The 23,489-nt window shown below is 74.5% G+C and carries 22 protein-coding genes and 1 pseudogene; 7 read left to right on the top strand and 16 right to left on the bottom strand.

The features are described 5' to 3' along the window. Nucleotide 1: 1 nt before the first annotated feature. The 11 genes from ABD990_RS22105 to ABD990_RS22055 form a co-directional block, all read right to left on the bottom strand. Nucleotides 2-994 (bottom strand): NAD(P)H-dependent flavin oxidoreductase, encoded by a 993-nt coding sequence (locus tag ABD990_RS22105; RefSeq protein WP_345382628.1) that lies wholly within the window; start codon nt 992-994, stop codon nt 2-4. 83 nt (nt 995-1,077) lie between these two features. Then, nucleotides 1,078-2,637: an AMP-binding protein gene (locus ABD990_RS22100; protein ID WP_345382627.1), complete on the bottom strand. Its 1,560-nt coding sequence runs from the start codon at nt 2,635-2,637 to the stop codon at nt 1,078-1,080. A 14-nt stretch (nt 2,638-2,651) separates the two neighbouring features. Beyond that, nucleotides 2,652-4,019, bottom strand: coding sequence for an MFS transporter (locus tag ABD990_RS22095; protein WP_345382626.1), 1,368 nt, complete (start codon nt 4,017-4,019; stop codon nt 2,652-2,654). A gap of 237 nt (nt 4,020-4,256) precedes the next feature. Beyond that, nucleotides 4,257-4,883, bottom strand: a complete 627-nt coding sequence (locus ABD990_RS22090; RefSeq protein ID WP_345382625.1) for a TetR/AcrR family transcriptional regulator — start codon at nt 4,881-4,883, stop codon at nt 4,257-4,259. Further along, entirely contained in the window at nt 4,880-5,026 is a 147-nt protein-coding gene (locus tag ABD990_RS22085; RefSeq protein ID WP_345382624.1) for a hypothetical protein, read from the bottom strand. The genes ABD990_RS22090 and ABD990_RS22085 overlap by 4 nt, the downstream gene beginning before the upstream one ends. Further along, on the bottom strand, nt 5,023-6,195 hold the full coding sequence (locus ABD990_RS22080; protein ID WP_345382623.1) for an alpha/beta hydrolase family protein: 1,173 nt from the start codon (nt 6,193-6,195) through the stop codon (nt 5,023-5,025). Before ABD990_RS22080 ends, ABD990_RS22085 begins: the two co-directional genes overlap by 4 nt. A gap of 13 nt (nt 6,196-6,208) precedes the next feature. Further along, a complete protein-coding gene (locus tag ABD990_RS22075) occupies nt 6,209-6,952 on the bottom strand; it encodes an SDR family NAD(P)-dependent oxidoreductase (RefSeq protein ID WP_345382622.1) in 744 nt (247 codons plus the stop codon). After that, nucleotides 6,949-7,923 carry a fumarylacetoacetate hydrolase family protein gene (locus ABD990_RS22070; protein WP_345382621.1) on the bottom strand — a complete coding sequence of 325 codons (975 nt, stop codon included), beginning with the start codon at nt 7,921-7,923 and terminating at the stop codon, nt 6,949-6,951. The genes ABD990_RS22075 and ABD990_RS22070 overlap by 4 nt, the downstream gene beginning before the upstream one ends. A gap of 10 nt (nt 7,924-7,933) precedes the next feature. After that, the gene (locus ABD990_RS22065; protein ID WP_345382620.1) at nt 7,934-8,872 is read right to left on the bottom strand and encodes a VOC family protein; all 939 of its coding nucleotides are present in this window, start codon (nt 8,870-8,872) and stop codon (nt 7,934-7,936) included. A 30-nt stretch (nt 8,873-8,902) separates the two neighbouring features. Then, the gene (locus tag ABD990_RS22060; protein ID WP_345382619.1) at nt 8,903-10,033 is read right to left on the bottom strand and encodes an FAD-dependent oxidoreductase; all 1,131 of its coding nucleotides are present in this window, start codon (nt 10,031-10,033) and stop codon (nt 8,903-8,905) included. Between the two features lie 44 nt (nt 10,034-10,077). Then, nucleotides 10,078-11,064: a cyclase family protein gene (locus ABD990_RS22055; protein ID WP_345382618.1), complete on the bottom strand. Its 987-nt coding sequence runs from the start codon at nt 11,062-11,064 to the stop codon at nt 10,078-10,080. 107 nt (nt 11,065-11,171) lie between these two features. Here ABD990_RS22055 and ABD990_RS22050 point away from each other — a divergent pair, with 107 nt between their 5' ends. Both ABD990_RS22050 and ABD990_RS22045 read left to right on the top strand, forming a co-directional pair. Next, nucleotides 11,172-12,077, top strand: a complete 906-nt coding sequence (locus tag ABD990_RS22050) for a LysR family transcriptional regulator (protein ID WP_345382617.1) — start codon at nt 11,172-11,174, stop codon at nt 12,075-12,077. 156 nt (nt 12,078-12,233) lie between these two features. Next, nucleotides 12,234-13,475, top strand: a complete 1,242-nt coding sequence (locus ABD990_RS22045; protein WP_345382616.1) for an MFS transporter — start codon at nt 12,234-12,236, stop codon at nt 13,473-13,475. A gap of 17 nt (nt 13,476-13,492) precedes the next feature. Here the strand turns inward: ABD990_RS22045 and ABD990_RS22040 are convergent, their stop codons facing one another. Further along, on the bottom strand, nt 13,493-14,296 hold the full coding sequence (locus tag ABD990_RS22040; protein WP_345382615.1) for a TIM barrel protein: 804 nt from the start codon (nt 14,294-14,296) through the stop codon (nt 13,493-13,495). Further along, on the bottom strand, nt 14,293-15,324 hold the full coding sequence (locus tag ABD990_RS22035) for a Gfo/Idh/MocA family oxidoreductase (RefSeq protein WP_345382614.1): 1,032 nt from the start codon (nt 15,322-15,324) through the stop codon (nt 14,293-14,295). The genes ABD990_RS22040 and ABD990_RS22035 overlap by 4 nt, the downstream gene beginning before the upstream one ends. Before the next feature lie 134 nt (nt 15,325-15,458). Between ABD990_RS22035 and ABD990_RS22030 the strand changes: the two genes are divergently transcribed. Both ABD990_RS22030 and ABD990_RS22025 read left to right on the top strand, forming a co-directional pair. Next, nucleotides 15,459-16,484, top strand: coding sequence for a LacI family DNA-binding transcriptional regulator (locus ABD990_RS22030; protein WP_345382613.1), 1,026 nt, complete (start codon nt 15,459-15,461; stop codon nt 16,482-16,484). 80 nt (nt 16,485-16,564) lie between these two features. Continuing rightward, nucleotides 16,565-16,909, top strand: a complete 345-nt coding sequence (locus ABD990_RS22025) for an MmcQ/YjbR family DNA-binding protein (RefSeq protein WP_345382612.1) — start codon at nt 16,565-16,567, stop codon at nt 16,907-16,909. A 61-nt stretch (nt 16,910-16,970) separates the two neighbouring features. Here ABD990_RS22025 and ABD990_RS22020 read toward each other — a convergent pair whose 3' ends face one another. Both ABD990_RS22020 and ABD990_RS22015 read right to left on the bottom strand, forming a co-directional pair. Then, nucleotides 16,971-17,819: a class I SAM-dependent methyltransferase gene (locus ABD990_RS22020; protein WP_345382611.1), complete on the bottom strand. Its 849-nt coding sequence runs from the start codon at nt 17,817-17,819 to the stop codon at nt 16,971-16,973. Nucleotides 17,820-17,860: 41 nt separating this feature from the next. Beyond that, a complete protein-coding gene (locus tag ABD990_RS22015; protein ID WP_345382610.1) occupies nt 17,861-21,100 on the bottom strand; it encodes an acetyl-CoA carboxylase family protein in 3,240 nt (1,079 codons plus the stop codon). 825 nt (nt 21,101-21,925) lie between these two features. On the opposite strand from ABD990_RS22015, the pseudogene ABD990_RS34480 reads away from it, so the two are divergent. Next, nucleotides 21,926-22,144, top strand: a pseudogene (locus ABD990_RS34480) (hypothetical protein); the annotation flags it as partial. A gap of 169 nt (nt 22,145-22,313) precedes the next feature. Here the strand turns inward: ABD990_RS34480 and ABD990_RS22010 are convergent. Next, nucleotides 22,314-22,532 carry a hypothetical protein gene (locus ABD990_RS22010; protein ID WP_345382608.1) on the bottom strand — a complete coding sequence of 73 codons (219 nt, stop codon included), beginning with the start codon at nt 22,530-22,532 and terminating at the stop codon, nt 22,314-22,316. Between the two features lie 35 nt (nt 22,533-22,567). On the opposite strand from ABD990_RS22010, the gene ABD990_RS22005 reads away from it, so the two are divergent. Both ABD990_RS22005 and ABD990_RS22000 read left to right on the top strand, forming a co-directional pair. Then, on the top strand, nt 22,568-22,732 hold the full coding sequence (locus ABD990_RS22005; protein ID WP_345382607.1) for a hypothetical protein: 165 nt from the start codon (nt 22,568-22,570) through the stop codon (nt 22,730-22,732). 368 nt (nt 22,733-23,100) lie between these two features. Continuing rightward, nucleotides 23,101-23,409, top strand: coding sequence for a YciI family protein (locus ABD990_RS22000; protein WP_345382606.1), 309 nt, complete (start codon nt 23,101-23,103; stop codon nt 23,407-23,409). Nucleotides 23,410-23,489 lie beyond the last annotated feature (80 nt).

The following is a 23,489-nucleotide window of genomic DNA, read 5'->3' as shown; positions in this document are numbered from 1 at the left end:
GTCAGACGGGCGCGCCGGCCCGCGCCCGCAGGGCCGCCTCGGCCTGCCCGAGCAGGGACTCGACGAGCTCGGCGGCGGGCGCCACCGCGCGGATCGCGCCGGCGGACTGGCCGGCGTAGAGGGCCATGGCGGCGATGTCCCCCTCGATCGCGCGGTACGGGGGAAGACCGGAGTGCCGCGGCACCGGTTCCGGCCCGTCCGGGCCGGGGACCGTGGCGACGACGGGGTCGCCGGACGCCTCGACGGCGCGCACGGCGGAGCGGAGCACCCGGGTGCGCGGTTCGGTGCGGCACAGCGGACAGTCGGCGAACCGGTCCGTGATCTCCGTGTCATCAGGACCCGCGGCCAGCACCGCGGCCACGTAGTCGGGGTGGGCACCGGACTCGGTGGACGCGAGGAAACGCGTGCCGATCCGCGCACCCGCGGCACCTGCGGCGAGCACCGCGGCGAGGGCGCGCCCGGTGGCGATCCCGCCGGCGGCCAGCACCGGCACGTCGACCGCGTCGAGCGCCGCGGCGAGCAGCGGCAGGGTCGCGGTCCGCCCGCGCACGTGCCCACCGGCCTCGAGGCCCTGGACCACGACGACGTCGGCACCGGCGTCGGCCGCCGCCTGCGCCTCCCCGACGCTCCCGACCTGCCAGCTCACGAGGGCCCCGGCCCGGTGGACGCGGTTGACCAGGTCCGCGGCCGGCGCGGACCAGAAGAAGTCGATCACGCGCACCCTCGCCGCCGCGAGCTCGACCTGCTCGGGATCGACGTCCTCGGTGAGGAAGTTGACGGCGAGGGCGCCGGGCGCGGCGTCGAGTCCGGCGGTGAGGGCGTCGAGCCGGCCCTCCAGCTCGCCCGTCGACCCACCGGGCAGGACCGCCACGGTCCCCAGCCCGCCCGCGCCCGCCACGGCACGGGCGAGCGCCGGGGTGCTGATCGCCCCCATCGGGGCCTGCTGGATCGGCGCCGTGCAGCCGACGAGCTCGGTGAACGCCGTGGTGATCATGGTCCCTCCCCCCGTTGCGGCGGAGGGCCAGGGTCGGGGACGGACGGGGGTCGGGGCAGCCGCCGAGCGGGTGTTTCGGGCCCTCAGCCCGCCGCGCGCGCCCTGTACCGCTCCTTCAGCTCGCGCTTGAACAGCTTGCCCGTGGCCTGGCGCGGCAGCTCGTCGGCGAAGTCCACGGCGCGGGGGCACTTGTAGGTCGACAGGTGCTGCCGGCACCAGGCGATCAGCTCCTCGGCCGCCTCCGGGCCGGGGGTGCGGCCGGGCCGCAGCTGGACGACGGCCTGCACGACCTCGCCCAGCTCCTCGTGCGGGATGCCGAAGACCGCCGCATCGGCGACGTCCGGGTGCGTGACCAGGACGTTCTCCGCCTCCTGCGGGTAGATGTTCACCCCGCCGGACAGGACGAGGTCGGAGCGGCGGTCGGCGAGGTGGAGGTAGCCCTCCTCGTCGAGGTGGCCGAGGTCGCCGACCGTGGTCCAGCCCCGGTCGTTGCGCGACGCGGCGGTCTTGTCGGGGTCGTTGAGGTACTCGAACGCGAGGCCGCCCTCGGACCAGATCGTCCCGATCTCCCCCGGCGGCAGCTCGGCGCCGTCCTCGTCGAGGATGTGCGGGCGACCGACCAGCGCCCGCCCGACGGACCCCGGGTGGGCGAGCCACTCCGCCGAGTCGATCGCGGTGAAGAGGTAGTTCTCGGTGGACGAGTAGTACTCGTGCACGACCGGGCCGAGCCAGTCGATCAGTGCACGCTTGGTCTCGGGCGGGCACGGGGCCGCCGCATGCACGACGACCTGCAGGGACGACAGGTCCCGTGCCTCCCGGACCGCGCGCGGCAGCTTGAGGATCCGGATGAGCATGGTCGGCACCATCTGGGTGTGGGTCACCCGGTGGCGCTCGACGAGCTCCAGCGCGGCCTCGGCGTCGAACTTCTCCATGACGACGACGGTGCCGCCGTAGCGGTGCACGGTCATGCAGAACCGCAGCGGCGCGGCGTGGTAGAGCGGCGCGGGCGAGAGGTAGACCGCTTTCTCGTCGAGGCCCCAGCGCTCGTGCAGCAGCGTGGCGACGCCCGGCGGGGTGCCCAGCGGCGCCAGCGGCAGCGCCGCCGCGACACCCTTCGGCCGGCCCGTCGTGCCCGAGGAGTAGAGCAGGTCGACCCCCTCCCGCTCCTCCCGCTCGACGGGCGGCGCGGCCGCGACCGCCGCCGCCAGCTCCTCGAACCCCTCCTTCGCGGGTCCGGTGGTGACTCGGAGCCCGACCCCCGGCGCCTCGCGCAGCGCCGCCGCGGCCCGACCGACGTACGCCGGGCTGGTGACGAGCGCCCGGGCGCCGGAGTCGCGGAGGATGTAGGCCACCTCGGCCGGCTCCAGCCGGACCGGCAGCCCGACGTAGCGCAGGCCGCTGCGCTGCGCCGCCCACGCCACCGGCAGGTAGTCCGCGGTGTTCTCCATCAGGATCGCGACGCAGTCCCCGTGCCGCAGGCCGCGGGACGCGAGCAGCCCGGCGATCGCCCGGGACGAGTCGACGAGCCGGCCGTAGGTCACGACCTCGCCCGTCGCGGCCATGACGTAGGCCGGACGTGCGGGATCGGTCTGCGCGACGGCGTCGGGGAAGGGGGTGTCGGACGGGAGCGGGAGGTTCTGCACGGCGTACTCCGGGTTCAGCGGGCGGCCGCGGCCTCGGTGCCCGCAGGCGCGGCGGGGACGGACGTCGAGTGGTAGCGGCGGCGGCTGATGAGCTGCAGGCACAGCAGGGCGGCCGCGGCCAGCACCGCGACGAGCGCGCCGACCCGCCAGGCGTTGCCTGGGTCGCCGTTGATCAGCGCGACGGTGACGAACGGCGCGAAGCCGCCGATGATCGCGGAGATCTGGTAGCCGAGGGAGGCGCCCGAGAAACGGATCTCCGGCGGGAACAGCTCGGCGAACAGCGTGCCCTGGGTCCCGGTCTGCAGCGACATGGCGACGACCGCGCCCAGCACCGCCACCGCGAACGGCCAGATCCGGTCGGGGCCGGCGGCCGCGATGAGCAGCCACATCGGCACCGCCCACACCAGCATCGCGACCGAGCCGAGGCCGAACACGAGCTTGCGGCCGATGCGGTCGGACAGCCAGCCGAAGAACGGCACCAGCGGGATCATCACCACGCAGGCGATCAGGATCCAGGTCAGCACGGTGGCCCGGGGCAGGCCGAGGTAGGTGGTCACGAACTGCACCGAGCCGGTGATCGTGGCGTAGAAGAACACGATGCCGACGGTGTTGGCGCCCGCCGCGGTCAGGATCGCGCCGGGGTTGCGCCGCAGGACCTCGAAGAACGGGGAACGGCGCGCCCGGGGCTGCTCGGCCGCCTTCGCAGCGGCCGCCTTGAACTCGGGGGTCTCCTCCAGGTACCGGTGGATCGCGAACGCGATCGGCAGCATGACCAGGCTGACCCAGAACGGGACGCGCCACACCCAGGACAGGAACGCCTCCGGGGAGGCGAAGGCGGTGGCGAGCAGGAAGGCCACGTTGCCGAGCACGACCCCGATCGGCACACCGAGCTGGGCGAAGCTGCCGTAGTAGCCGCGCAGGTGCGCCGGTGCGTTCTCGGTGGCGACCAGGACCGCACCGCCCCACTGCGCCCCGACGGCCAGGCCCTGGCAGATGCGCAGCACCACGAGGATCGTCGGGGCGAGCCAGACCGCCTCCGTGTTCGGCACGAAGCCGATCAGCGACGTGGCCACGGCCATCAGCACGACGGCGCCGACCAGGACCGGCTTGCGCCCGTACTTGTCACCCAGCTGGCCGGCGACGATCCCGCCGATGGGCCGGGCGATGAAGCCCACCGCGACCGTGGCGAACGAGTTCAGCGCGGAGACCACCGCACTGTCGGTCGCGAAGAAGGTCGTGTTGAACACCAGCGCGGCCGCGGTGGAGTAGATGAAGAAGTCGTACCACTCGAGCGAGGTCGAGATGGCCGCGGCGAAGGACGCCCGGGCCGAACGACGGGGCGGCGCGGCCTCGCGGGCGGCCGGCTCGGCTCCTGACTGCATTGTCATCTCCAGGGTGCAGACCCGCGGCCCCGCCGCAGCGCGGCTCGCGGGTCGGTCAACTCTGACTGATCGGTGCCCACGGGCCCGTCCCGACGTCTCGGCGGACCCGCCCCGCCACGGTCCGTCGACCGGGATTCGCAGGTCGAGTCCGACCTGCCGGGGTGTGGCGCGCATGAGGCTACGATGTCGCTCGCCCAACAGTCAATGCTGACTGCCGTCCGATCTCGACCTTTTTCCTCAGATCTCGAGCAGCACCCGCGCGACGTCCGTCCAGGCCGCCAGGTGCGGGTCGCGCCGGGGGTCGCGGTGGTCGAAGGAGTAGGTCAGCGCCGCCCCGCGCATGCTGGTAACCAGCATCTCCCGCAACTGGGGGTAGCGGGGGTGGCCGGCGAGCTCCGGGCCCCACATCCGGTCCACCCCGGCACGGATCACCCCGCCGAGGCGGCGCTCGGCCGGGAGCAGCGCGGCGGCGATCCGGTCGTTGGTGCGGGCGGCGGTCCAGATCTCCATCGCGGCCCAGAAGTGCGGTTCGTGGAAGGTCAGCCACATGAACTCGACGACCTGCGCGACCCGGGCCGGGCCCGGCACGTCGGCGGACAGGTGGGTGTCGATCCGCTCGACCGTCTCCCGGATCCGCTGGTCGGCGAGGTATTCGGCCGCCGCGAGCAGCAGTGCCTCCCGCGAGGGGAACCAGTGCAGCAGCCGGCCCCGCGAGATGCCCGCCCTGGCCTGGATGCGCAGCGTCGTGGCGGCGCTGAAGCCCTCCTCGACCAGGCACTCGACGGCCGCGTCCAGGATGCGGGTCCTGCTGTCGGCCGTAGGCGGCGGCGCCGCCACCCGGTCGACGTCCGAGGTCGGCGTCACACCCGGAGCCTAGGCCAAGGCGGGCCGACAGTCACGCCTGACCGTTCGCCCGGCCGGCCCCGGTCGACCACCCGGTCGACCACCCGGTCGATCACCCGGTCGATCACCCGGTCGATCACCCGGTCGATCACCCGGTCGATCACCGCGGCACGAGCTCGGCGAAGGTGTCCGCGACCCAGTCGGCGATGACCGTGCTGACGTGCGGCAGGTGGTCCAGCCCGATGTGCTCCGTGGCGCCCTCCTCCTGGGTGAACACCCGCAGCTCACGCTTCGGCGAGTGCACGGCCTGGTCGTACGAGCGGTGCGCGTACTCGAGCGGGATCTGCCGGTCGCCCGCGCCGTGGGCGATCAGGAAGGGCACGGTGATCTTCTCGACCACGCCGTCGAGGTGGACGTCGTCGGCGAAGGAGACGAAGGCGCCGAGGTCGGTGTCGGGGTCGAAGCCCCAGACCCAGAGGACGTGCTCCCAGTAGTGCGGCACGGGGCGCTCACCCTCCCGCTCGAGGCGGCGGCGCTGCACCGCACCCCAGTCGTGGTTGGCGCCCCAGGCCACGCAGAGCGCGAACCGCTTCTCGAAGGCCGCGGCCCGTGGGGCGTAGTAGCCGCCGAGGGACCAGCCGACGATCCCGATGCGGGAGGCGTCGACGTCGGCCCGCTGCTCGAGCCAGTCCACGGCGGCACCCGCCCAGGCCTCCGTGTCGATGCGCGCGGTGAGCCCCTGCAGGCGCAGCGCCTCGCCCGTGCCGGGCTGGTCGAGCATGAGGCAGGAGATGCCGCGGGCGGCAAGCTCCTCCCAGTGGGAGGAGCCGTACATGTGCTCCTTGGTGGAGTCCAGGCCGTTGACCAGCACGATCACCGGGGCGGGCCCCTCGTCGGTGGCGGGCGCGGCGCTGAAGTAGCCCGGGATCGTGGTGCCCTCGTACGGGATCGCGACCCGGCTGATCCGCGGGTCGCGCAGGTCGAAGGACTTCTGCGCCAGCTCCAGCACCCACCGGTAGGTCGGGATCCGGTTCGGGTCGGAGTGGGCGAGCATGCGCTCGGCCTGGCAGAGGTAGTTGGTGGCGCGGAAGTACAGCTGCCCCGCGGTGCGGGTGTGGCCGTTCTTCTCGGCGGCCTCGGCCTGCGCGACGAGCTGGTCGGTCAGCGCGGTCCAGGCGCGCAGGAAGTCCGGGGTGCCGGCGTCGGAGCCCTGCGCCGCGGCCTCCCGGATCGGGCGGCAGGCGCGGTCGATCTCGTCGATCAGGCCGCCGGAGTTGAGCGCGGCGACGACGCCCAGGTTCCACACGTAGTTGCCGGGGAAGTACTCGAACACTGCAGGGGTCCTCTCAGGTGGTCCGGACGGCGTCGCTGATCGACTTCACGCCGCCGTGCGCGGTCATCCCGCCGTCGACGGGGATCTCGGCGCCGCTGATGTAGGAGGCGTCGTCGGAGAGCAGGAACGTGACGAGCGGGGCGACCTCGTCCACGGTCCCGGTGCGGCCGAGCGGCGTCTCGGCCACGTTCGCCGCGCGGAAGGCGGGCGCCGCGGACGCGGTCATCGGGGTCTCGATGTAGCCGGGGTGCACGGTGTTGACGCGGATCCCGCGCGGGCCCAGCTCGAGGCACGCGGCCTTGGCCAGCCCGCGCAGCGCCCACTTGCTCGCGGTGTACGCGGCCGGGTAGTGGCCGGTCAGCGCGGCGACCGAGCCGACGACCACGATCGACCCACCGGCGCCCATCAGCGGGGTCAGGGCCTGGATGCCCAGCAGCGGGCCGGCCACGTTGACCTCGGTGACGCGCGCGAGATCGGCGGGGTCGAGCTCGGTGACGCGTGCGCGCCAGGTGATCCCGGCGTTCGCGACGAGCCCGTCCACCCGGTCGAGCTTCGCAGTCAGCGCCGCCCAGCCTGCGGGGTCGGTGACATCGAGCTGCCGGTAGTGCACGCCGGACAGCTCGTCAGCGGGTTCGGGCTCGAGGTCGACACCGATCACCGTCGCACCCTCGGCGGCGAGCAGCCGGGCCTCGGCGGCACCCTGCCCCTGGCCGGCGCCGGTCACGACCACGGTCTTGCCGGCCACCCGCCCGCTCACGACGTGCGCTTCCGGGTCCGCGGCCGCACCCGGGCGGGCCGCACCGGCGGCAGCTCGACGCCGGCGACGACGGTGTTGCGGATCGTCCCGATCCCCTCGACGGTCATCTCGACGACGCCCCCGGGGCGCAGCGGGGGCGGGTCCTGCGCGCCGCGCCGGCCCCACAGCTCGGCCAGGCACCCGCCGTTGCCGCAGGTCCCGGAGCCCAGGACGTCCCCGGCGCGCACGCGCGTGCCACGCCCGGCGTAGGCGACGAGCTCCTCGAAGGGCCAGCCCATGTTGGACAACAGGTCCTGCCCGATCTCCACGCCGTTGACCGCCACCCGCATGTCGAGGGCGAGGAATCCCTCGGCGTCGCGGTACGGCAACAGCTCGTCGGCGGTCACGAGCCACGGGCCGAGGGTGGTCGCCGAGTCCTTGCCCTTGGCCGGGCCGAGGTTGACCTTCATCTCCCGGCGCTGCAGGTCCCGGGCCGACCAGTCGTTGAGGATCGTGTAGCCGACGATGTCGACCTCGTCCGGGGTGGGCGAGGCGGCGTCGCGGCCCACCACGCACGCGACCTCCAGCTCGAAGTCGAACAGCCCCGAGCCCGGCGGCACCGCGACGTCGTCGTGCGCGCCGACCAGCGCGTACGGGTTGGTGAAGTAGAAGGTCGGGGCCTCGTACCACTCCGGCACCACCCCGGCGCCGCCGGACACCGACTGCACCACGCCCTCGACGTGCTCCTCGAACGCCACGAAGTCCCGGACCGTCGGCGGGTCGAGCGGGGGCAGCAGCCGCAGCCCGGCGAGCGGTACCGCGTCGTCGGCCGCCTGCGCCCGCTCCCCGGCGGCGTGCAGCTCCCCGGCCTGGATCAGGTCCAGCACGGTCGTGCCGGCGGGCAGCCGCAGCAGCGACTCCCCCTCGACCCCGCTCTCGACGACGCCGCACCGGACGGTGCCGTCCGGCTCCTCGACGGTCGCGAACCTCATCGCCGCCCCCTCACACCGGCGGGGCCACGAAGAGCCCCTTGTCGACGTCGTTGAAGGACCGGGAGGCGACGAACTCGTTCATCGCGTTGGCCGTGCCCCACTGGTCGGACACCTCGGGCAGGGTGAAGTCGTAGAGGTGCGGGTGCCAGGTGTCCTCGTCGATCAGCTCCAGCTCGGTGGTGTACTCGACGGTGTTGCCGTGCGGGTCGAGGAAGTAGCTGAAGGTGTTGTTGCCGGCCAGGTGCCGGCCGGGACCCCAGATCTTCTCCACGCCCGCCCGGAGCAGCCGGCCGGTGCCGCGCATGTACTCGTCGATCCCCCGCATCTCGAAGGACGCGTGGTGCAACGACGGGTGCGGGCCACGGGCGATGGCCATGCTGTGGTGCCAGGAGTTGATCCGCAGGAACCACATCATCTCGCCCATGCGCGGGTGCATGAGCGTGTCCGAGAGCCGGAAGCCGAGATGGCGCTCGTAGAAGGCGCGGGTGCCCTCGGGGTCCGCCGAGTTGATCACCACGTGGGAGAGCCGCACGGGGATCGACTCGCCCTCCTCGATTGTGCGGTGCGCGCGGACGGCCACGTCCGCGCTGATCTCGACGGTGCGGCCCTCGTTGTCGAAGAACCGGAACCCGTAGCCGCCGCCGGGGGTGTCCAGCTCGCCGGGCTCGCGCACCAGCTGCACCCCGGCGGTGGCCAGGCGGGCGGCGAGGGTGTCGACATCGGCCGGGGTGGCCACGCCGAACGCGATGAGGTCGATGCGCTTGTCGGCGGCCTGGCGCAGCCGCACGACGTACTGCTCGGGCGAGCCCTCCGCGGCGAGGAAGGCGATCCCGGTGTCGGTGTGCTCGGTCGTGAGGCCCCAGGCCCCGGTGTAGAAGTCCTGCTGGCGGGCCAGGTCCGGCACGGCGAGGTCGACGTGCCGCAGGTGGGTGATCAGACGCTCGGTCACGGTCTCTCTCCGGATCTCACGGGAAGGGGGTCAGGCGGGTTCGGTGACGAGGGCGGCGATACGGCCCATGAGGCCGGGGACGTCGCCCTGCTCGTGGTCGAGCAGCCACTGTCCGAGCTGGACGGACGCCTCGACCACCGCGGTGGCGCGGGCGACGCGCCGCTCGGTGAAGGCGGTCCACAGGTCCGCGTCGAGGGTGTCGGCGGCGAGCAGGAGCTCGGCGAGGACCGCGGCGTCCTCGAGCGCCTGGGCGCCGCCCTGGGCCAGGGTGGGCGGGCAGGAGTGGGCGGCATCGCCGATCAGGACGACGCGGCCGCGGTTCCACGGCGCGGGTAGCACGTGGGTCTCGAACCAGGTGTAGTGGACCCGGGAGGGGTCGGTCAGCGTGGCGCGGACGTCGTCCCACGGGCCGTGGTAGGCCGAGGCCAGCTCCCGCATCGTGGCGAGCCGCTGCTCGGGGGTCAGCGCGCTGCGGTCCTGCGCGTCCTCCACGACGTAGGCGTAGAGGGAGTCCTCGCCGGTCGGGCAGTAGCCCGCGATGTAGCAGGGGCCGCCGTAGAACAGGTCGGTGCGCGTGACCGAGGCCGGCCGCGGACCGAAGGCGCGCCAGATGCCCATCCCGGTGGGGCGGGTCTCCAGCTCGATCCCGAGCATCCGGCGGACCGCCGAGCGGATCCCGTCCGCGCCCACGACCAGGTCGTAGCGGCCCGCGGAGCCGTCGGAGAAGCCGACGTCGACGCCGTCGCCGTCCTGGCGCAGAGCCGTCGCGGTCAGCCCGAAGCGGATCTTGACCCCGGCCGCCGCGGCGCGGTCGTGCAGGATCCGGGCCAGGTCCGGCCGCGGCATGCCCAGGGTGGCGGGCAGGTCCGCGCCGCCGGTGCGGGCGTCGGGGATCTCGGCCAGCAGGGTCCCGTCCGGGTCGGGGGCGCGCAGGCCGAGACTGTCGAAGCCGTGGCCCTTCTCCCGTACGCGCTCCCACACGCCGAGGGTGCGCAGCTCGCGCAGGGCGTTGCCCTGCAGGGTGATCCCGGAACCGACGGCGGCGACGTCCGGCTCGATCTCGATCAGGTCGACCGCGACGCCGCGGTCGGCCAGGTGGATCGCGGTGGCCGTGCCGGCGAGGCCGCTGCCGACCACGAGGACGGTGTTGACGGCGGGCATGGGACTCCTTCGTCCGGTGGCGTCGGGGACGCGGGTCGGTTCGGCTACTTGACGGCGACGGGAGCGACCGGGGCCCCTACCGCGCCGGTCACGGGCAGCGGGTCGGCGGTCAGGAAGAACTCGTAGGTGCCGTCGGCGGCGCAGTCGGCGGCCAGTGCGTCGAGGTCCCACATCTCGCCGAGGAACAGCCCGATGTGCGGGATGGCGACCTGGTGCAGGGGCTGGAAGGCCTCGTCGAACTCGTTGGGCCGCACCTCGAAGCCCCAGGTGTCGGTGGCGATCGCGGCGATCTCGGTGCCGTGCAGCCAGTCCGCGGTGGTGAACGACACCCCGGGGGCGGGGCCGCCGGCGTAGTCGCCCCAGCCCTTCCCCTCCGCGATCTCGCGGCGGGCCCGGGCGAGCCGCCCGGTGCGGACGAGCAGCAGGTCGCCGCGCCCGACGGCCACCCCGTGGGCGGCGATCGTCTCCTCGAGGTGCTCGGCGGTGATGGCGAACCCGTCCGGCAGCTCCCCGTCGGTGCCGAGGGAGGGGCCGAGAACCCGGCCGACGTCCAGCAGCACCCCGCGGCCGGCGATCCGGCCGGAGGCGGTCTCGATGCCGGTGATCCGGTCGCCCTCGCTGGTCACGACGTCGCCGGCGCGGCGGCCGTTCCACGCCACGCCGTGGTCGAAGATGTGGCCGAGCCCGTCCCACTGGGTCGAGGCCTGCAGCGGCATGAACACGACGTCGTCCGCCCCGCCGATCCCGTGCGGGAAGCCCTGGGTGCCGCGCTCGGCGTCCAGGCCGGTGTCGAGCATGGTGTGCACCGGGTTGGTGCGCCGCCGCCAGCCCTTCTGCGGGCCGTCGGCGTCGAAGCGCTGGGCCAGTGGGAAGCTCACTCCGCGGCGGACCAGGGCGGCGCCCTCGCGGCGCTTGGCCTCGTCCAGGAGGTTCAGGGTGCCCAGCACGTCGTCGGCGCCCCAGCGGCCCCAGTTCGAGCAGCGCTTCGCGGCGGCGGCGATGGCCCCCTCGGGGTCGGTGCGGTCCAGCATGTCGGTTCCTCCTCGAGCGACGGCCTCCACGGTCGGTGATCCGAGCGCATCAGGGAAGACGAAATGGGTGATGCGCGGTATCGAAACGGTGGATACGCTGCCGCCTCGTGAACCTGGCGAGCCTGGACCTGAACCTGCTCGTGACGCTCGACGCGCTGCTCGAGCAGCGCAGCGTGAGCCGGGCCGCCGAGCAGATGGGGCTCAGCCAGCCGGCGGTGTCCGCGCAGCTCGCCCGGCTGCGCCGGCACTTCGGCGACGACCTGCTGGCCCGGTTCGGCAACCAGTACCGGCTCACACCGCTTGCCGTGCAGCTGCGCCACCGCGTGCGCACCGCGCTGTCCGGGGTGGAACGCGTCTTCGCCGCCGAACCCGACTTCGACCCCGCCACCACCACGCGCGAGTTCTCGCTGATCATGACCGACTACGGCGTGGCCGTGCTGGGGCCCGAGCTCGTCGCGTGCCTGCGCGAGGAGGCGCCCGGGGCCCGGATGCGGTTCACCGCGAACACCCCGCAGGTGGTCGACAACGCCACCCAGACCCTCACCCACGCCGACCTGCTGCTGATGCCGCACGGCTTCCTCGACGCGCTCCCGCACGTCGACCTGTACCGCGACGACTGGGTCTGCCTGGTCGCCTCCGGCAACGCGGCGATCGGCGAGGAGCTCACCGTCGAGCAGCTGCGGACGCTGCCCTGGGTCGTCACCTACCACGGCCCGACGGCCTCGACCCCTGCCCTGCGGCAGATGCGGATGCTCGGCATCGAGCCGGACGTGCAGGTCGTCACGGAGAACTTCCTGACCGTCCCCGGCCTGGTCGCCGGCAGCGACCGGGTCGCGCTGCTGCAGCGCCGGCTCACCGACCGGATCCCCCAGGAGCTCGGGGTGCGCGCGCTGCCCTGCCCCGTCGACGTCGCCCCGCTCGTCGAGGCGATCTGGTGGCACCCGATGTACGACGACGACCCGGAGCACCGGTACCTGCGCGACCTCCTGACCCGGGTGGCGGGGCGGCTGTAGCGCCCGGCCCATCCACCGGGCTGATAACGCACTTCGGGAGAAGTGATTTCCGCTCGGGGCGCGTCGTCCCCACACTTCGTCGCAGGTCACGGCGAGGCCGACGCCCCCGTGCCGCTCCACTCCCGACGATCCCCGACGACGAGGTCAGGTGTTCCCATGTCCGACAGCCCTGCCCTGAACGCACCGCCACCCGGGGCGACGCGCCCCGCGACGCCGCCCGCCGCGGAGCGGACCGCGGGGCCCGCACAGCTGGTCCTGCTGCTCGCCGGCAGCTGTCTGTCCGTGCTCGGCGCCGTGCTCATCGCCCCGGTGCTGCCGCAGATGACGCAGGCCTTCGCCGGGACACCCGGCGTCGACGTCCTCGTCCCGGTGGTACTGACCGCGCCCGCGCTGCTGATCGGGCTCACCGCCCCGTTCGCGGGCGTCGTGGTGGACAGGATCGACCGCAAGCGCCTGCTGCTGGTCGCGATGCTGGCCTACGCCGTGTTCGGCACCGCGCCGCTCTACCTCGACTCGCTGGGCGCGATCGTGGTCAGCCGGGTCCTGGTCGGGCTGTGCGAGGGCGCGATCATGACCTGCTGCACCACGCTGATCGGCGACTACTGGTCCGGGGCGCGGCGGGCGCGGTACCTGGGCCTGCAGACGCTCGTCGCCACGCTGTCCGCCACGGCCTTCCTCGCGCTCGGCGGCGTCCTCGGCGCCTCGGGGTGGCGGACCCCCTTCTGGCTCTATGCCGTGGCCGCGGTGCTCGCCGTGCCGATGGCGCTCGCGATCTGGCAGCCCGCCCGGCCCGCGGCGCCGGCCGGCCGCCCGGCGCCCCTGCCCTGGCGGCAGCTGTTCGTGCCGTGCCTGGTCACGCTGTTCGGTGGGATGGTGTTCTACGCCCTGATCGTGGAACTGTCCTTCGTGCTCAGCGGGATCGGGATCACCTCCACGGGCACCATCGGCGCGATCAGCGCGCTGATGTCGCTGGCCACCGCCGCCGGGGCGGTCCTCTTCGGCCGGCTGTCCGGCCGGACCCCGCGCGCCCTGCTGCCCGTCGAGTTCGGGCTGTCGGCGGTCGGCCTGGTGCTCGTGTTCGCCACCGCCTCGCCGGTCGTGATCACCCTCGGTGCCGTCCTCACCGGGTTCGGCACCGGGATGCTGTTGCCGACCCTGCTGACCTGGGCGGTCAACCGGCTCGGCTTCGACCGGCGCGGTCGCGGCACCGGCCTGTGGACGGGCGCGCTGTTCCTCGGCGAGTTCCTGTGCCCGCTGATCCTCGCCGCCGTCGGCGCCGGCGTCGGCGGTCTGCAGGGGGCCCTCGCCGTCCTCGGTGTCGCGAGCGCAGTGGTGGGGCTGGTGATCGCGCTCGTCCTGCGGCGTCACGACCGGCCCCTGAACGTCACCGAGGACTGACAGCCGGCATCGGCGGCTCAGCGGCGCACGGTGAAGGCCTCGCGGAAGCGGTCGAGCGCCCGGTCGGGGTCGCCGGAGGCCCGGCCCTCGAGTCCGACGACGCCGGTGTAGCCGAGCCGGTCCAGGGCGGCGGCGACGGCCGGGTAGTGGATCTCGCCGGTGCCGGGTTCGCAGCGCCCGGGGACGTCGGCGACCTGGATCTCCCCGACCAGCGGCAGGGCGCGCTCGACTAGTGCGACGAGGTTCCCCTCGCCGATCTGGGCGTGGTAGAGGTCCAGGTTGAGCCGCAGGTGCGGGTTGTCGACGGCCTCGACCAGGGCGATCGTGTCCGCGGCGGGCGCGAACGGGACGCCGGGGTGGTCGACGGCGGTGTTGAGGTTCTCCAGGGTGAACACCCGCCCGGCCCGCTCGCCCAGCTCGGCGACGCGGGTCAGCGTCCTCGCGGCGGTCAGCCACATCTCCGGCGTGACGACCTGGGTGGGGACCACGGGCAGGCCGCGGTCGTCGAGGCCGGTGCCGTGCAGGTTGAGCCGCGGGCAGTCCAGCTGCTCGGCGACCTTGAGCGACTGCTCGGCGGTGCGCAGGAGCTCCTCGGCGCCGTCGGGGTCGGCCAGGGTGCCCGTGACGTAGCCGGTCATCGAGGAGAACGTCGCCCCCGTCCTCGCGAGGGCGTCGACGTCCTTGCGGGTCCAGTCCCAGATCTCGACCTCGTACCCGCGGTCGGCCAGTCGGCGGACGCGCTCCTCGAACGGGAGGTCGAGGAACAGCATCTCGGCGGAGACGGCGAGGCGGTAGCCGCTCCCGGTGGTCACGGCGCTCATTTCGCGACCTCCGCGATCCGCACCGGGCGGTGCTCGCGGACCGACCGCGCTGCGGCGAGGGCGACGGCCAGCGCGGCGCGGGCGTCCTCCCCACCGACCGGGGCCGCGGCACCGGTGCGCACGGCCTCGACGAACGCGGCCAGCTCGGCCACGTAGGCGCCGGCGAGCAGTTCCTGGTCGCTGCGGGCGGTGTCGATCGCCCGTCCGGCAGGGCCGGAGAAGACCATGCCGGTGCGGCGCCCGTCGCCCAGGGTGGCCATCCCGCCGGAGCCGAACACCTCGCCGCGCACGTCGTAGCCGTAGGCGGCCTGGAAGCACGCCTCGGCGATCCCGGTGGCGCCGTTGTCGAACGTCACCGTGACGACGGCGGTGTCGAGCAGCCCGCGGTCGCGCCACTCCGGCTCGACGAGGGCGTCCGCGGTGGCGTAGACCTCGACGGCCTCGGCACCGGGGTTGAGGAACCGCAGCGTGTCGAAGTCGTGGATCAGGGTCTCGTTGAAGATCGTGTCGGCGGCGACCCGGGACGGGTCGAAGCCGCCGGGATCGCGGGTCACCGAACGCAGCAGCCGCGGGGTGCCCAGCGTGCCCTGGTCGAGCAGCGCCCGGGCCGCGGCCCAGTCCGGGGCGAAGCGCCGGTTGAACCCGACCTGCAGCACCACACCCGCGGCGCGGACGGCGTCGATCGCGCGGTCCAGGTCGCCGAGCGACAGCGCGGCCGGCTTCTCGCAGAACACCGCCTTGCCGGCCCGCGCCGCCGCGACGATCAACTCCGCGTGGAAGCGGGCCGGCGCGGCGATGACGACGGCGTCGACGGCCGGGTCGGCGAACGCCGCCGCCGCGTCGATGTACGCCGCCGGCGCGCCCCACGAGGCCGCGAGCGTCTCGGCGGCACCGGGGGCCGGGTCCGCGACGGCGACCAGCCGCGCGCCCGGGAGCCGCTGCGCGAGCGTCCCGCCGTGGTAGGCGCCCATCCGCCCCGATCCGATCAGGGCCACGCCGACCGGCGCACCCTCGTCGACCTGGCTCATCCCACTCCTCCTCGAGTCGCACGCCGCCGCGCAACGTTCTAGAACGTTATAGCGAGAGGAGTATGGGGGCGCGCAGCCTCGCCGTCAACGGTCGACGCTAGAACGTTCTAGAAGTAGGCCGCTAGACTCGCCGCATGACGGACGTGTCCGGGCCGAGCCGCGGCCGCCGCACGACCCTCGCGGACGTCGCCGCCCGCGCCGGGGTCTCCGTCCCCCTGGTGTCCATCGTGATGCGCGACGCCCCCGGTGCCAGCGCGGCGACCCGGGAGCGGGTGCGGCGCGCCGCCGAGGAGCTGGGCTACCGGCCCGACATCCGGGCACGGCTGCTGCGCCGGGCCCGGAGCCGGCTGATCGGCGTCGTGTTCGGCGTGCAGCATCCCTTCCACGGCGACCTGGTCAGCGGCCTGTACACCGCGGCCGAGGCGGTCGGCTACGAGCTCGCGCTCAGCGCGGTCACCCCCGGCCGGGACGAACGCCGGGCCGTGGCGAGCCTGCTGCAGGACCGGTGCGAGGCGCTGATCCTGCTCGGCCCCCAGCTGGCGGCCTCGGACCTGGCCGAGCTCACGGCCCGGATGCCGGTGGTCGTCGTCGCCCGCGCCGTCCGGAACCGCGCCGTGGACGTCGTGCGCACGGACGACGCCGCCGGCCTGCACCTCGCCGTCGACCACCTCGTCGAGCTCGGCCACACCCGCATCGCCCACGTCGACGGGGGACGCGCCCCGGGCGCCGCCGAACGCCGCCGCGGCTACCGCAAAGCCCTCCACGAGCACGGCCTCGGCGCCGGGGAGCTGGTCCTGTCCGGCGGGCTGACCGAGGACGAGGGCGCCGCCGCCGCCCGGGCCCTGCTCGAGGCCGATCCCCGGCCCACCGCGGCCACCGTGTTCAACGACCGCTGCGCCACCGGCGTCCTCGACGTCCTCCGCCGCGCCGGCCTCTCCGTGCCGCGGGACGTGTCCGTGGTCGGGTTCGACGACAGCAGCCTGGCCCGCCTCTCCCACGTCGCACTCACCACGGTCGCCCAGGACACCGAACGGCTCACGGCCCTCGCCGTCGCCCGCGCCACGGCCCGGCTCGACGGGACCGCCCCGGCGTCCGAGCGGGAACAGGTCGTGCCACCCCACCTCGTGGTACGCGGGACCACCGCTCCGCCCCCGGGCTGACCCGCAGGATGATCGGCCTTCCGCGCGTGCACGGGATGTCGGGGTCCCCCGCTACGCTCCCGGCGTGCGCGGGAGGGGCGGTGGCTGACGCGGAGGACGTGCGCCGGCTCGCGCTGTCCCTGAAGGGCGTCGAGGAGATCGACAGCGACGGCTTCGACTTCCGCGTGGGCGGGCGCGGCTTCGTCTGGTCCTACCCGGAACGGACACCGGGGCAGCGGCGGGTGATCCGCACGGACGTGGCGGTGCTCTACGTCGGCGACGAGGCCGAGAAGCAGGCGCTGCTGCTCGGCGAGCCGGAGCTGTTCTTTACCACGCCGAGCTACGACGGACTGCCGCTGGTGATGGTGCGGCTGGAGCGGGTCGGGCCGGAGCGGCTGGAGGAGCTGGTGGTCGACGCCTGGCGGATGCGCGGCGAGCAGGCGTGAGCGATCGAGCGGATGCGCGCGGCCGGGCGACCGAGCGCGACCGGGCGGGGTGGCGGACGCCTCAGGGCCGGGCGAACTCCCAGATCACGACGCCGGGCAGCCCGGCGTACGCGGTCTCGGTGGCCTCGGGCACGAGCTCCGTGGTCGGGGTACGGGCGGCCTCGGGAGTCAGGGCCGGCTCCTCGACCCCGCTCACGACCAGGCCCGCCGCCAGCGCGGCCGCCGCGTAGTCGGTCACCCGGTGCCGGTGCAGCCGCACGAACGCCCGCCCGTCCCCGACCGGGAACTGCGCCTGCCAGCCCAGCTGCACGAGGAACGGGTGGACGTCGCTGATCAGGATCCGGCCGCCCGGCCGCACCACCCGTGCCAGCTCCGCGACGGCCGGGGCCACGTCCGGCAGGTGGACCAGGGCCAAGGCGCACAGCGCGGCGTCGACCGCGGCGTCGGGCAGCGGCAGGTCGGTGAGCCCTCCCTCGACGAACCGGCCGCCGGGGACCTTCGCCCGCGCCCGCTCCAGCATCTCCGCGGACTGGTCGACCCCGATCACGGTGTGGCCCCGTCCGGCCAGCCGGACGGCGTGCCGCCCCGTCCCGCACGCGGCGTCGAGCACCTCGCCGACCGGCCACGCCTCGAGCCGGCGCCGCACCGGCGGCTCCTCGATCGAGAACAGCCGCAGCGGGCCGTCGTACGTCGCGGCCCACCGCGCGTACCCCTCGCGCAGGCCGAGCTCGACGCCCAGCGGGCCCCGCAGCGACGGCTCCCGCCCGAGCCGTTCGAGCACCTCCCGGGTCTCCGCCATCCGGGCCGCCCGGGCGACCTGGGCCGCCCCGCGGTCGTCGGCGTGGAGCAGGCGCAGCAGCGCCAGGCCCTCCACACCGACGGTCAGCTCGCCCAGCGTCGGGTCGGTCACGGGCCCACGCTACCCAGGGGACGCAAGGGCCCCGGTCCTTCTCACCAGGTGTCGATGTTCGGCCGCACCTTCTCCGGCTGCGGGCCGACCTTGCGCTCCGGGAACGAGGAGACGATCCAGCGGCGGGTCTCGGCCGGGTCGACGACGTCGTCGATCTCGAAGACGGTGGCCACGGACAGCGCCTTGCCCTTCTCGTACTCGGCCGCGACGTACTTGCGGAACAGCTCCTCCCGCTCGGCCGGGTCGGCGACCGCCTCCAGCTCCTTGCGGTAGCCCAGCCGGACCGCGCCCTCCAGGCCCATCCCGCCGAACTCCCCGGTCGGCCACGCCACCGCGAACGCCGGCGCCTTCAACGAGCCGCCCATCATCGCCTGGGCGCCGAGGCCGTAGCACTTGCGCGTCACGACGAGCCCGATCGGCACGGACAGGTTGGCGCCGACGGAGAACATCCGGCTGAAGTGCCGCACGGTCGCGTGCGTCTCCGACTCCGGGCCGACCATGAAGCCGGGGGTGTCGCACAGCGAGACCACCGGCAGCCCGAAGGCGTCGCAGAGCTGCAGGAACCGCGCGGCCTTGTCGGCGGCGTCGTGGTCGATCGCGCCGCCGAGGTGCGTCGGGTCGTTGGCGATGAGCCCCATCGGCCTGCCCTCGACGCGGATCAGCGCGGTGATCATCCCCGCGGCCCAGGCGCGGCGCAGCTCCAGCACCGAGCCCACGTCGGCCAGGCCCTCGATCGCGGCGCGCATGTCGTAGACGCGCACCCGGTTCTCGGGGACGACGTGCCGCAGCGCGCGCTGGTCGGGCGCCTCCCACTCGCGCAGCGGACCCTGGAAGTAGGACAGGTACTGCCGCGCGACGCGGGTGGCCTCGGCCTCGTCGGGCACCAGGACGTCGACCACGCCGTTGGCGGCCTGCACGGACATCGGGCCGACCTCGTCCGGCGCGACCACGCCGAGCCCGCCGCCCTCGATCATGGCCGGCCCGCCCATGCCGAGGCTCGCCCCCTCGACGGCGATGATCACGTCGCACAGCCCGGCCAGCGCGGCGTTGCCCGCGAAGCACCGCCCGGCCACCACGCCGACCAGCGGGACCCGGGCGGAGAGCCGGGCGAACAGCTCGAAGGCCGGGACGTCGAGCATCGAGGCCCAGCTGCCGTCCGTGTCGCCGGGCCGGCCGCCGCCGCCCTCGGCGTAGATCACCACCGGCCAGCGCCGCCGCTCGGCGAGCTCGAAGACACGGTCCTTCTTCTTGTGGTTGGTGTGGCCCTGGGTGCCGGCGAGCACCGTGTAGTCGTAGGACAGCACGACGGCGTTCGCGTTCTCCTCGCCGACCAGGTCCCGGTTGATCGTGGCCGTGCCGGCGAGCATGCCGTCGGCGGGGGTGCGCTCGATCAGGTCGTCGAGCGAGCGGCGCAGCCGCTGGGCGGCGATGGCCAGGGGCCCGTACTCGATGAAGCTGCCCTCGTCGCAGAGGTCGGCGAGGTTCTCCCGGGCGGTCCGCAGGCCCGTGCGGTGCCGCTTCTCGACGGCGGCCCCGCGGCGGTCGTCGAGCCCGAGGGCGTGCCGCTCGCGCACCTCGGCGAGGTCCGGGCGGACGTGGTCGAGGTCGACGGCGGCCGCGGCCTCCGCCTCCTCGGCCGCCGCGGCGTCGGAGGTGAAGGCGAGCAGCGCGTCGCCGGGCGCGACCGTGTCCCCCGGCGCGACGACGACCGCGCCCACCCGGCCGGCCGCGGGCGCGGCCACGACGTGCTCCATCTTCATCGACTCGACGACGACCAGGGTCGCGCCGGCGCGCACGACCTCGCCCTCGGCGACCTCGACGGCGACGATCGTGCCGGGCGCATCGGCCCGGACCGCCTGCCCGTCCACCTCCCGCCGCTGCTCCGGCCCCGCCTCGGCCACGGTCTCGACGTACCGGTGCGGCCGGGTCGCGGCGAGGATCTCGGGGAGGTGGGCGTCGAGGAAGTCCGTGGTCAGCTCTCCGGCCACGAAGGCGGGGTGCCCGACGATCCCGGCGAGGACGTCGACGTTCGTCTCGACCCCCGCGAGGTGCACCTCCGACAGCGCCCGGTGCGCCCGGGCCGCCAGGGCGGCGAAGTCGGGCGACCGGTCGTGCACCACGAGCTTGGCCAGCAGCGGGTCGTAGCGGGCGCTGGTGCGGTAGCCGGAGTGGCCGGCGGCGTCGACGCGGATCCCGCGGCCGGCCGGCAGCTCGAAGGCGGTGAGCACCCCGGCGGACGGGGTGGTCGTGCCGTCGGGGTTCGTGCGTTCGAGGGTGATCCGGGCCTGCAGCGCGGCGCCCCGCGGCTCCGGCGCCTCCGCCTGCGTCAGCCGCAGCTCCGCGAGCGTGGCCCCGACCGCGAGCCGGATCTGGGTCTGCACGAGGTCGACGCCGGTGACCTCCTCGGTGATCGTGTGCTCCACCTGCAGCCGCGGGTTGACCTCGATGAACGCGATGCGTTCGCCGCTGACGAGGAACTCCACGGTGCCCAGGCCGGAGTAGTTCACGGACACGCCCAGCCGGACGGCCGCGGCGAGCAGCCGCGCACGCACCTGCGGGTCGAGCCCCGGGCTCGGCGCCACCTCGACGATCTTCTGGTGCCGGCGTTGCACCGAGCAGTCGCGCTCGCCGAGCTGGGTGACCGCGCCCGTGCCGTCGCCCAGGATCTGCACCTCGACGTGCCGTGCGGGGGCGAGCAGCTCCTCCACGTAGACCCGGTCGTCGCCGAACGCCGCACCGGCCTCGGACGCGCAGCGGGCCAGGGCCTCGTCGAGCAGCGCGGGATCGGTGACGCGGCGCATCCCGCGGCCGCCCCCACCGGCGACCGCCTTGACCATGACCGCCCCGGTCTCCGCCAGCAGGGCGTGCGCACCCTCGCGGTCGGCGGCGGCGGGCACCGGGATCCCGGCCGCGTCGGCCAGCGCGCGGGCCCGGGTCTTGTCGCCGAGCGCGGCGAGGATCTCCGGGGACGGCCCGACGAACCGGATCCCGCGCTCCCCGCACGCCTCGGCGAACCGGGGATTCTCGCTCAGGAACCCGTAGCCGGGGTGGATCGCGTCGGCGCCCGCCTCCTCCGCGGCCCGCAGGACGTCGTCGGCGTCGAGGTAGCCGGCCACGCCCGCACCCCGCAGCGCGACGGCGGCGTCGGCCTTCGCGACGTGCGGGGCGTCCGGCTCGTCCGTCGTGTGCACCGCGACGGCGGGAACACCCAGGTCGGCGGCGGCGCGGGCGATCCGGACGGCGATCTCGCCGCGGTTGGCGATCAGGAGGCGGGTGAACACGCTGGTCAGAACCTCGGCAATCGGTGGAGCGCGGCCGGGACCGCGACGGCGTCGTCACGAAGAGCGTTGTTGACGATGGCGTCACCGTCAATGACGTGGGCCTCTCGGGCATGGTGACGTGCCGGAACGCCCGGCCGCGTCCCCCGTCCGATCGACGAGCCGGACGAAGCAGTATCCGGGGCACGAGTCGCTCGTTGCACCGCCCAGCGGGCAGCCGGCCTGCTGGATGCGTTCCTTCTCTGGCATCGCCCTTCCGGGGCCGGCACCCGCGTCATCCCTCCCGCAGGGACGACGGCGGTGACCCGTGATCACGGGCGGAGGGCCGCGCCGACCGGCCTCGACCACCCTCCGGCCGTGATCGCCGCACCCGCCCGCGCGGCGCGGGCTCGTCGAGACGAACCTCACGGGTCGGTGCGGCCGCCTGGCGTTCTCCTCGCCGTCCGACGGCTTCTCACCCCGACCGGACGAGGCCGGACCCACGGGCGGTGGGACGGTGCCGCCCGCACCGGGCCCGCCGGGTCGCGGTGCCGGCACGGGGAGGGGACATGGACGAGCACACGAACGCCGTGCGGTCCCGGGTCGCCGGGCGCCGCGAGCAGGCGAGGACGGCGCTGCTCGAGCGCGAGGGGAGCTGGCTGATGGGCCGCTTCGCGCCCCGCGAACTGCTCGCCGCTGTTCGACGGCGACCGGGACCGGACGGTCCGCTACCTGCGGCGGGTGTTCGGGGCTTTGCTGCGCCGCACCGTCGACGCCGCGTTCGGCGCGCTCGCCCGCAGGGAGGACCCGCTCGGGGCGGTCGACGACGCCTGCCGGGCCGACTTCGCGATGTACGGCAGCTACTACGAGACCACCTTCGAGCGGACCGACGACCTCTTCGAGATGCGGATCGGGCGCTGCTTCTTCCGCGACTTCTTCGACCGGCACGACGCCCGGCCGGTCACCACCGTGCTGTGCGCCTGGGACGCGAACTGGATGACCGCGCTCGACCCCGCGCTGGGCGCGCTGGTCTCCGAGCGGACCTCGCTGCTGTCCCTCGGCGACGACGCCTGCCGCTTCCCGTCCTGCGCACGGACGACCCGCTCGCGCAGCACACGGACGCGCTGGACCGGTTCGGGAGCGGGGAGGAGTAGCCGGCCCCGCGACGTCGCCTCGACGTCAGGACGACGCCGGCCGCACGCCGGCGGGGCCGGACCCCCGCGGTCAGAACCCGCGGTCAGAACTCGCCGAAGTCCCCGCCCTCGAAGCCGCCGTCGAACCCGCCCTCGTCGACGGGCTCCTCCCCGGCGGCGAGGTCGCCGTCGAGGCCCGGGTCGTCGAAGAGGGCGTCGGCGATCGCGGTGCCGATGAAGGCGCCGGCCACGCTGGCCAGCAGGGTGCCGGCGATCATGCCGCCCGTCCCGGGCCCGCGGCCGCCGCCGAGGGTGCGTTCCATCGTGCCCGGCCGGCGCATCTCCGCGCGGGTGGGCCATGCGCGCGAGGGCCTGCGGGTCGCTCGAGGTCGCCCGCTCCGCCGGTGGCACCTGGTCGCTCAGCTCGGCCAGCACCTTCTGCCGCTGCTCGGGGGTCAGCTTCGCGAAGGCCTCGGCGTGCGCCTGCTCCACCGTCTCCGGCGGCGCGGTGCGCAGCATGTAGCGGTAGCGCTCGATCGCCGCCTCGTCCGGGTCCTGGGCGGCGCGCGGTCCGCCGTACCCGCCCTGCCCGTACCGCCCTGTCCGTGGCCGCCCTGTCCGTACCCGCCCTGTCCGTGGCCGCCCGGCGACCCCGCGGGTCCGGACGGTGCGAAACGCTCCTTGAGCTTGTCAAACAGGCCCACTCGAGTTCTCCTTCTCCGTGCACGACGGCAGGTCCACGCCCGCACCCGGACTTATCGGGCGAAACGGGCACGGCCGCTCAACGACCGCCGTCGCCCCGCGGTTCCCGCCCGCCGCATGTTCCCGCGACGATCAGGCCGGGCCGGTGATCGTCGTGACGGCGGCCGCCCGCGTGCGAGGATCGGCGGCATGGCCACGACCTTCGCCGTCATCTACTCCTACACGGACGACTCCGCCCTGCGGGACGACACCCGCCCCGCTCACCGCGACTACCTGCGCGGGTTCATCGACGACGGCACGCTGCTGGTCGCCGGGGCCTGGGCACCCGGCGAGGCACCCGGTGGCCTGTTGGTCTTCCGCGCCGAGGACAAGGCCGCGGTGCAGGCGATCGTGGACAAGGACCCCTTCACCACGGCGGGCGTGGTCGCCGGCGCCGACATCCGCGAGTGGGCGCCGCCGCTCGGGCCGCTGGCAGGCGCGCTCACCGGCCAGGCGTAGCCGACGCCGGGCCGACCTCGGCCGACCTCGGTCCGGCCTCGGTCCGGGCGTCGGTTCGGGCGTCGGCGCCGCGGGCCGGT

Source organism: Pseudonocardia yuanmonensis, from assembly GCF_039542425.1.
Classification (GTDB): domain Bacteria; phylum Actinomycetota; class Actinomycetes; order Mycobacteriales; family Pseudonocardiaceae; genus Pseudonocardia; species Pseudonocardia yuanmonensis.
This window is presented reverse-complemented; position numbering and strand designations above follow the sequence as displayed.